This window comes from Phenylobacterium sp., assembly GCF_020402505.1.
In the GTDB taxonomy this organism is placed as follows: domain Bacteria; phylum Pseudomonadota; class Alphaproteobacteria; order Caulobacterales; family Caulobacteraceae; genus Phenylobacterium.
On record NZ_JADBZL010000061.1, the window covers coordinates 1 to 7,875 of the forward strand.

Genomic DNA, 7,875 nt, shown 5'->3' on the forward strand with positions numbered 1-7,875 from the left:
ACGCCGAGGCCCTGCTCACCGTGCTGGACCGCGGCCGTCTGGGCGAGACCTACTGCATCGGCGGCGACTCCACCCGCCGCAACATCGAGGTCGTCCGGATGCTCTGCGAGGCCCTCGACCGCTACGCCCCGGCCAACACGCCGCACGCGGACAAGATCAGCTTCGTCACCGACCGGCCGGGCCACGACTTCCGCTACGACGTCGACGCCTCGAAGATCCGCGACGAGCTGGGCTGGACCCCCCGAACGCCGGTCCCCCAGGGCCTGGAGGAGACCGTGCGCTGGTACGTCGAAAACCAGGCCTGGTGGCAGGCCATCCGCGACCGCGGCTTCGCCTCTGAGCGCCAGGGCCTCTCAGGCGGCGGGTAAGGGTTCGGGGGCGGGCTCAGGCGCAACGACCTCGGCGGGGCGGTCCTTCAGGGCGCGGAGGTCCTGGTAGACAATCAGGGCCACCAAGGGCCAGAGGCAGGACAGCAGGAAGAACAAGATAAGGGTCACCGCAATCGTCGGCAGGACGATGACGAGGGAAGCGCCCGGCCCAGCCGCCTTGAAGACGAGGTAGCTGAGAAAGGACGGGACAAAGGCCAGGGACAGGAGGATCAGCGTCAGGCCCAGGAGGCTCAGTATGTTGCCGGGAGTGAGCCTCCAGCTGGCGGCCAGGGAGCCCCTCACATTCGTCCCCTCGAAGATCATCGCCGGCAGGGCCTGCCCGAAGACCAGGAGGAAGACCACGCCGGGGACCACAAGGGCCGAAAATCCCATCAGGGCGCCAAGGCCGAGGACAAGGACCAGCGAGGCGAGCGGCAGGAGGGGCGGGTCCGGCCTGTAGAAGACCTCCCGGCTCAGCCCCTCCCGGAGGGTCTGGAAGACCCCCAGACGACCGGGAGAGTGGGCTGCATCCGCCATTTGCATCCTTCCGTCAGATCAGGGGCGCCGGGGCCGAAGCCTCGTGCAGGCGGCGCAGGTCGAGGAAGGCGTGGGTGTAGAGGACGGCGATGAATACGCCGACAAAGCCCTCGACGGCGGAGGAAATGATCGAGAAGACGCCGCCGGCGGGCCCGGGCAAGGTGCTTGCGAGACCCAAGGGCAGACTGACGACGACGCCGACCCCGATCAGGATCAGGCCGTTGAGAAGAACCAACCCCAGCAGGCGCCACCGGTTGCCACGGGTCAGTTCCCGGCTCCGTTTCAGCGCAGCGATCGGGGAAAGGTCTTCAAGGATACAGGCCGGAAGGGCCACGCACAGCATCAAGAGGATGACGATGCCGGGAAGGATCAAGGCGACGAAGCCAAGGCCGACCAGAAACGCGAAGGCCAGGGTTGTCAGGATCACGTTCGGCAGACGCGGAAGGGCGGCCTGAACCGCCGGGGCGAAGTCGAGGCTGGCGTTGGTCCCGAGCGGTCCCTCGGTCGCGCGGGCGGCCAGGATCTGAGTGATGGCGCCCAGGACCAGTAGGAGCAGGATCCCCACCAGGACAAGCCCTGGAGAGATGGCGGAGGGATCAGGTCCGTTGATACCCGAACGCGACAGCGCCAGGTGCGCGATCCCGAACATGAGTCCCGTGAAGACGAAGAAGAGCGGCTTGGCCTGAAGCGTCGCAAAGGCCTGATTGAAGACCCCGCCGACATTCAGCTTGCCCGACGCCATTGAAATCTCGCTCATGTTTTCCCCCTCTGACCGAAATCAAGCCTTCCCCAGAGTAAGGCACAGTCCTCGGCGGTCGTCGAGATGTCTAGACCCGCCCCGTACAGGCCTCCAGGGCGTCGGCGGGTTCGACGCCTTCCAGGTGGATGAGGGACCAGACGGCCAGGAACAGGAGGGGCCAGGCGCCCTTCCCTCCCGGGGCAAAGGCGGCGGCGACGGCCTCGGGCGAGCGCAGGCGGCGGACGGCGGAGACCTCGGCCACCCGCGGGGCGATATCGGCGGCGCGGGGGGCGATCCAGGCCTCGACGGGAACGGTGAAGCCCTGCTTGCGGGCCCAGGGCGCCGCCGCCGGGCAGGTCCGGGCCAGCCAGGTCCGCAGGAGGACCTTGCCGAAGCGGCCGCGCACCTTGAACCGGTCCGGCAGGGTGAAGGCGAAGTCCGCCACCTCGGGGTCGAGGAAGGGGGTCCGCCCCTCCAGGCCGTTGGCCATCAGACAGCGGTCCAGCTTGATCAGGAGGTCGTTGGGCAGCCAGGTCGCCACATCCGACCACTGAGCCGACTGGAGGGGGGACAGGCCCCGGGGCGCACGGCCGGCCTCGCGCCAGCGGGCAAGCACCTCGGGGCGGTCCGGGCGCGGGTCGGCGGGCCGTCCGCCCAGCAGGGCCGGCCGAAGCGCCCGGCGATAGCGGCCGTAACCGCCGAACAGTTCATCGCCCCCCTCCCCCGTCAGCACCACGCGCAGGGTGTCCCGGGCCGCCTCGGCCAGGCGGTAGGTGGGCAGGGCGGCATAGTCCGCCGTGGGATCGTCCAGGGCCAGGGCCACCCGAGGCAGCAGGCGCCAGAACTCGGTCTCGTCGAAGCGCACCTCGCGCCAGTCGAGGTCGAGGGCCCGGGCCACCCGCTCGGCCTGGCCGCGCTCATCCGCGGCGCCGGGAAGGTCGAACCCGCAGGTGAAGGCCGTGACCGGCCGCTCCGCCAGCCGGGCCATCAGGGTGGCGATGGCGGCGCTGTCGATCCCTCCGGACAGGAAGAGGCCGAAGGGGGCGTCGGACCTCTGGTGCACCCGGACGCTCTCCTCCAGCACGGCGTCCAGCTGGTCGACCAGAGCGGCCTCGTCCGTCGCCCGCCGGGGCGAGCGGGCCGGCAGGCAGGGCCGGGTCTCGTGCGCGATAAGTCCGGCGGGCGTCACCTCCAGGATTTCGCCGGGCGCCAGCCGGCGCAGGGCCGGGAAGATGGTCGCCTCCCCTGTGGTGTAGGACAGGCCCAGGAGGTCTTCCGCAGCGGAGGCGTCCATCACCGGATCGATCAGGCCCGCCGCCAGGAAGGCGCGGGGTTCGGAGGCGAAGATGACCGCCCCGTCGCGCTCGAGGAGGTAGAGGGGCTTGATGCCGAAGGGGTCCCTCACCAGCCAGGTGCGCCCGTCGCCCCCCACCAGGCAGAAGGCGTACATGCCGCGCAGCCGGCGGAAGGCGTCCGGCCCCTCCCGGGCGTAGAGGTGCAGAAGGGGCTCGAAGTCCGAGCCCGTCGCCAGCAGGGGGCCGAGGCCGTGGTCCTGGGCCAGCTCCAGGTAGTTGTAGATCTCGCCATTGCCCACCACCACGGAGCCGGCGGCGTGCAGGGGCTGCCAGCCCCCTTCGAGGTCGATAATGGAAAGACGGGCGTGAGCGAGGTTCGCGCCGGGCAGGCTCTCGGTGCGGACTCCGTCCGGTCCCCGGTGCGCCAGGGCGGCGATCAGGTCGGCGGCGAGGCGTTCGCCGTTCAGCACGCCGGCTATGCCGCACATCAGCCCGCCCCGTACTCGGCGAAGAGCTCGCGCCAGCGGGCGACGACGGCGTCGGGAGAGAATTCCCCGGCGACCCGGGCGAGACCGGCCCCGGCCAGGCGGGCGCGGGCGGCGGGATTGTCCATGAGGTCGCGGGCGGCGTCGGCCAGGGCGGCGGGGTCGTCCACCGGAACCAGGCGTCCGTCCTGCCCGTCCCGGATCAGGGCCGCCGGACCGGTGGAAGCGGCGGCCACCACGGGCAGGCCGTGCGCCCAGGCCTGGATGACCACATTCCCCAGGGGCTCGTAGCGGGAAGGAAAGAGGCACAGGTCCGCCGTGCGATAGAGGGCCGAGGCGTCGGTGCGCCAGCCCAGGAAGCGCACCCGCCGCGACAGGCCCAGGCCCTCGGCCAGGGCCTTCAGCCGCCCCTCCTCCGGACCGGCGCCGGCGATCCAGAGGAAGGCGTCGGGCAGGCGGACCAGGGCTTCAAGGGCCACGTCATGGGCCTTGGCCTCATGCAGCCGGCCCATAGCCAGCAGCAGGGGCGCCCCCTCTGGGGTTTCGAGCCCGGCCCGGGCCACTGGGCGGGCGTCTGCGGCGGGCGCGGCGAAGTTGGGGATGCAGCGGACCCGCCCCGCCGGCCAGCCCTGGGCGACGATCCAGTCGGCGATGTCCTCGGTGTTGGCCACCAGGGCGTCGAAGCCGCGATAGTATTTGAGGTTGTAGTAGCCCCCCAGCCGGCCGACCCGGGCCCAGGGCCCCTTTGGCGCATGCCGGGCGGCGCGGTTCATCCAGGCCAGGGCGAGGCGAGTCCCGGTCCGGCGGGCGAACCGCGCGGTCAGGGGCGTGGTGAGAAGGTCGAGAGGTCCGCCGAACCTCAGCACCCGGGTCGGCACGCCGGCCGCCCGCAGGGCGGCCTGTCGCCGGGGGTTGGCGCGCAGGGCCGCCGATTGCGCCACCCCGGCCCCGGCCAGGGCCGTGACGAGGTCGACGAAATAGGTCTCCGCGCCGCCTTCGCCGGCCGTTCCCAGGAGATGCAGGACGCTCATCGCAGGGGCGACCCTAGCAAGCCCGGCCCCGCTTCCCAAGCGGCTTGAAGCGCGCCGCGCCAGACCCTATAAACCGCCCCTCGCCGAAAGGCCCGGCGGCTGGGTAGCTCAGATGGTTAGAGCGGTGGATTCATAACCCACAGGTCGGCGGTTCGATCCCGCCCCCAGCTACCAGTCCGGAGGGCTTTGGCCGGCTTGATCCGCTCGCCCCGCCAGGGGGTGTTTGACCTCCCGGCGCATGAACACCCGGCGGCTTTCGTCCAGACCGCGCGCCAGATTCTCGCGGCGGATGTCGTCGAGCGCCGCAGGCAGGACCTCGATCACCTCGAACCCGATCCGGCTGTACCAGGGGGCGTTCCAGGGAATGTCCCGGAAGGTGGAGAGCACCAGCGCCTGAAGGCCCGCCGCGCCGGCGAGGGACCCGGCCTTGTCCAGCAGGCCGACCCCCGGTTCTTTCTCACTAACCGCCCCCCGATCGCCTTCGTGGCGAAGTCTTACAGACGGGCGATGACGGTCAGTCGGAGGTATCACGGCGCAGGTCGCTGCCTGTTGCTTGACATCCAGACGATGAGTCGGCAGCCTCTTTCCATCGACTCGTTCGCGGTCGCCTAGGTAGGCGTGCCCAAAAATGGAGCGGTCGGTGGAAACATTGGAGACTGCCATGAACGCCACCCAGAAGGCGAATAGTTACCCGTTCCGCTATCATTCTTGCCGGAACATTAGCTCCCCTGAAGATGAAGTTGCTGGGCGCCGAGTTTACTCGGGCCACGCGCCTGCGTCTTCGGTGCTTGAGCTCGAAGACAACGAGAACGTCCGCGAGTATTTGGTAGACGCAAAGGGTAAACAGCGTCGCAGCCCGACCTTGGTCCATCAGGCCATTCGCAAGACGCTGATGGACCAGCCTGACCAGTTCAGTATCCTCAACGGCGGGATGGTGGTCGTCGCCCGCAGCGCTACGGTGGACGACAAGGAGCGGACCCTGCATCTCGCCCGCCCGTCGATCATCAACGGCTCGCAAACGCAGGGCGAATTGCGGCGCTATTTCGAGAAACACGGTAACCACCCCGACCACATCCCGAGCATCAAGTTCGAGGTCATCGTCACCGACGACGATGCGCTGATCGCAGAGATCTCGATCGCACGAAACTTCCAGAATGACGTACGGGCGATCTCGATTGCCGGTCGCCGGGGTCAACTCGATGATCTTGAGGTGGCCATTCAGAAGGGCTTCCCAAGCGCGAAGCTTCGGAAGGCGGAGACGGACCTCACCAGCGACGGCGATTTCCTTGACACAGAGAAGATCATCCAGGTGATCTTCGCGCTGATGCCGGAGCATCTTCTGCGCAAGCTTGATGTTGCCGAACCTTCGGCAAAAGTCTTCACCTACAGCCAGAAGACGCGCTGTTTGAAGCTTTATCAGCGAGTTGTGGAAGAGAACGAACTTGCCGACGTCTATGATTATTGCCTCGACCTCGCCCCTGTCGCCTGGAAGCTCTATGAGCGGTGGAAGGCTCACCAAGGCTTTAAGGGTACGCGCATTCGCTCGATCGAACGGGAGGACGGTCGCATCGCCGATGTTCCGGATGGCGTGATCTTTCCTATACTCGCCGCTCACACCGCCTTCGTCCGCCAAGACGATGCGGGTACGTGGGGCCTTCATCCGCCCAACGCGTTCTCCGACGCTGAGCTGATCGAGTCGGCGAAGCAGGCCTATATGGAGATCGCGGACCACAATCCATGGAACATGGGCAAGAGCCGCGCCTGCTACTCGACGCTGCTGCAGATCACCTCGATCTACGCGAAGCTCGGCACGAGCCTTTAAGTGTGACCTTCGGGGGCGTGGCTTTTGCCACGCCCCCTCCTCCACCGCCATCATGGCCGGTCCTCGCTTGGCAGTTGCTCGGAAAGGCGCGTGCGGACCGCCTTTCCCGAATCCGTGGCAAAACACAATCCCGCCGGATCTGGCTCGGCGTAGCCACCATCCATCTGCGCGCGAACTTGGCTCCTCTCCCTGCGCTCTCAGCGATTGGAAGTGATCCACCCCGCCTTCACTATCTCCGCGAGCCTTTCGGCCATGCCCGGTGTCTGCGGTTAGGGCGCGTTGATCGGGCTGCGATCTGTATGTCCAGGGAGGCATCAGCGGACCTCCCCTTCTGCCGCGCCCGGGACGCGGGAGAATGGCGCTTGCAGATTGAGCGGCACGCTCACTACCCGTATCTCACGTGCTTGCCCGCTTGATGCACACCCTCTGTATTCTTGGGCCTGGGCGGCGATATTCCCGCACTCCTCGCTCGATCCGCTCCAGCCGCAGGCGTCCCAGCCTGCAGCATAGTAGGGTTTCCAAACCCGAAAGAACGATCCGTCGGGTCGTTTGCTGGTCGAGCCCTTCGGCTCGGACTCGCCTTGCGCCCGCCAAGCAAAGAGTTCCCTCATCCCTTTCCCGAGGACTGGTCGCACAGTCGAGCAACTCGTTAACTCGGTTGTCGCCAATCCTGAGGGCCATGTGGCCACCTTCAAGGCATGAAGGGATCCAGCCTGATTGGGAGCGCTGGGGTTCCGGTTGGCACTTTGGGTGCTGAAACGGTTGATAATGCAGCCCTCCGGAGCTGCACGCGGGAGTGGACAGGGCGTAATGTGGGTGCCCTACTTAACCTGACCCCAGCTACCAGTCCGGAGGGCTTGGGCCGGTTTGATCCGCTCGCCCCGCCAGGGGGTGGTTGACCTCCCGGCGCATGAACACCCGGCGGCTTTCGTCCAGACCACGCGCCAGATTCTCTCGGCGGATGTCGTCAAGCGCCGCAGGCAGGACCTCGATCACCTCGAACCCGATCCGGCTGTACCAGGGGGCGTTCCAGGGAATGTCCCGGAAGGTGGAGAGCACCAGCGCCTCGAGGGCCGCCGCGCCGGCGAGGGACCCGGCCTTGTCCAGCAGGCCGGCGCCGAGCCGCCTTCCTGAGAACTTAGGCAGGACATCGAGCTGTTCGATGTAGAGGACGGCCTCAAGGGGCCGGAACCGGATCGCGGCGACGGGGCGATCGTCGGGCAAGATCGCCACCCACAGGCCACCGGCCTCAAGTCGTTCCGCGAGCAGTCCTTCCGGGGCTGGAGGGTCCTGGGCGATCCAGGCTTGGTGCGTCTCCAGAAACCTCTGTGCAGCCTCGCGCTCGATGGCGGCTATGGCGCGAAGTTCCGATGTCCTGGCCAGCCGGATCGTAACGCTCGCAGATGTCGCAGGCCTCAAATGATCCATCCGCTTCCGAGGCTGGAGAGGGAGACGCCGACGAGGATGACCTGGTCGCCATTGCCCATGTCGACGATGACGTCGGCGCCGGACTGGGTGATGGTGCGGGCGGGATTGCCCTCCAGTTTCAGCCGGTCGCCCTCGGCGAAGTTGAAGTCCGTGATCCGGTCGATGCCGGC

8 protein-coding genes, 1 tRNA gene and 1 pseudogene are annotated in these 7,875 nt (G+C 67.7%); 3 read left to right on the forward strand and 7 right to left on the reverse strand.

What is annotated here, in order from left to right:
- Positions 1–368: GDP-mannose 4,6-dehydratase (locus IM632_RS05040; protein WP_296552056.1), on the forward strand; the 368-nt coding region annotated here is incomplete at its 5' end.
- Here the strand turns inward: IM632_RS05040 and IM632_RS05045 are convergent.
- The 4 genes from IM632_RS05045 to IM632_RS05060 all read right to left on the reverse strand — a co-directional run bounded on the left by IM632_RS05045 (position 354) and on the right by IM632_RS05060 (position 4,455).
- Positions 354–905 carry a hypothetical protein gene (locus IM632_RS05045; RefSeq protein ID WP_296484318.1) on the reverse strand — a complete coding sequence of 184 codons (552 nt, stop codon included), beginning with the start codon at positions 903–905 and terminating at the stop codon, positions 354–356. The genes IM632_RS05040 and IM632_RS05045 overlap by 15 nt on opposite strands.
- A gap of 13 nt (positions 906–918) precedes the next feature.
- The gene (locus IM632_RS05050) at positions 919–1,662 is read right to left on the reverse strand and encodes a glycerophosphoryl diester phosphodiesterase membrane domain-containing protein (protein ID WP_296484314.1); all 744 of its coding nucleotides are present in this window, start codon (positions 1,660–1,662) and stop codon (positions 919–921) included.
- A 70-nt stretch (positions 1,663–1,732) separates the two neighbouring features.
- Positions 1,733–3,427: an asparagine synthase (glutamine-hydrolyzing) gene (gene asnB / locus IM632_RS05055; protein WP_296499182.1), complete on the reverse strand. Its 1,695-nt coding sequence runs from the start codon at positions 3,425–3,427 to the stop codon at positions 1,733–1,735.
- Positions 3,427–4,455: a glycosyltransferase gene (locus tag IM632_RS05060; protein ID WP_296552057.1), complete on the reverse strand. Its 1,029-nt coding sequence runs from the start codon at positions 4,453–4,455 to the stop codon at positions 3,427–3,429. The genes asnB and IM632_RS05060 overlap by 1 nt, the downstream gene beginning before the upstream one ends.
- Positions 4,456–4,552: 97 nt before the next feature.
- Here IM632_RS05060 and IM632_RS05065 point away from each other — a divergent pair.
- A tRNA-Met gene (locus tag IM632_RS05065) sits at positions 4,553–4,629 on the forward strand.
- On the opposite strand, the gene IM632_RS05070 is transcribed toward IM632_RS05065, so the two are convergent.
- Entirely contained in the window at positions 4,624–4,986 is a 363-nt protein-coding gene (locus IM632_RS05070) for a hypothetical protein (protein ID WP_296499177.1), read from the reverse strand. The two genes, IM632_RS05065 and IM632_RS05070, sit on opposite strands and share 6 nt — an antisense overlap.
- A 130-nt stretch (positions 4,987–5,116) precedes the next feature.
- On the opposite strand from IM632_RS05070, the gene IM632_RS05075 reads away from it, so the two are divergent.
- On the forward strand, positions 5,117–6,277 hold the full coding sequence (locus tag IM632_RS05075) for an AIPR family protein (RefSeq protein WP_296479681.1): 1,161 nt from the start codon (positions 5,117–5,119) through the stop codon (positions 6,275–6,277).
- Positions 6,278–7,117: 840 nt separating this feature from the next.
- Here the strand turns inward: IM632_RS05075 and IM632_RS05080 are convergent.
- Positions 7,118–7,696, reverse strand: coding sequence for a GNAT family N-acetyltransferase (locus IM632_RS05080; protein WP_296552059.1), 579 nt, complete (start codon positions 7,694–7,696; stop codon positions 7,118–7,120).
- A pseudogene (locus IM632_RS05085) lies at positions 7,693–7,875 on the reverse strand (calcium-binding protein); the annotation flags it as partial. The pseudogene IM632_RS05085 and the gene IM632_RS05080, both read right to left, overlap by 4 nt.

Excerpts from the sequence above, each read along its gene's own strand:
- IM632_RS05045 (WP_296484318.1), bottom strand. The coding sequence starts at position 905 with ATGGCGGATGCAGCCCACTCTCCCGGTCGTCTGGGGGTCTTCCAGACC.
- IM632_RS05050 (WP_296484314.1), bottom strand. The coding sequence starts at position 1,662 with ATGAGCGAGATTTCAATGGCGTCGGGCAAGCTGAATGTCGGCGGGGTC.
- asnB (WP_296499182.1), bottom strand. The coding sequence starts at position 3,427 with ATGTGCGGCATAGCCGGCGTGCTGAACGGCGAACGCCTCGCCGCCGAC.
- IM632_RS05060 (WP_296552057.1), bottom strand. The coding sequence starts at position 4,455 with ATGAGCGTCCTGCATCTCCTGGGAACGGCCGGCGAAGGCGGCGCGGAG.
- IM632_RS05075 (WP_296479681.1), top strand. The coding sequence starts at position 5,117 with ATGAACGCCACCCAGAAGGCGAATAGTTACCCGTTCCGCTATCATTCT.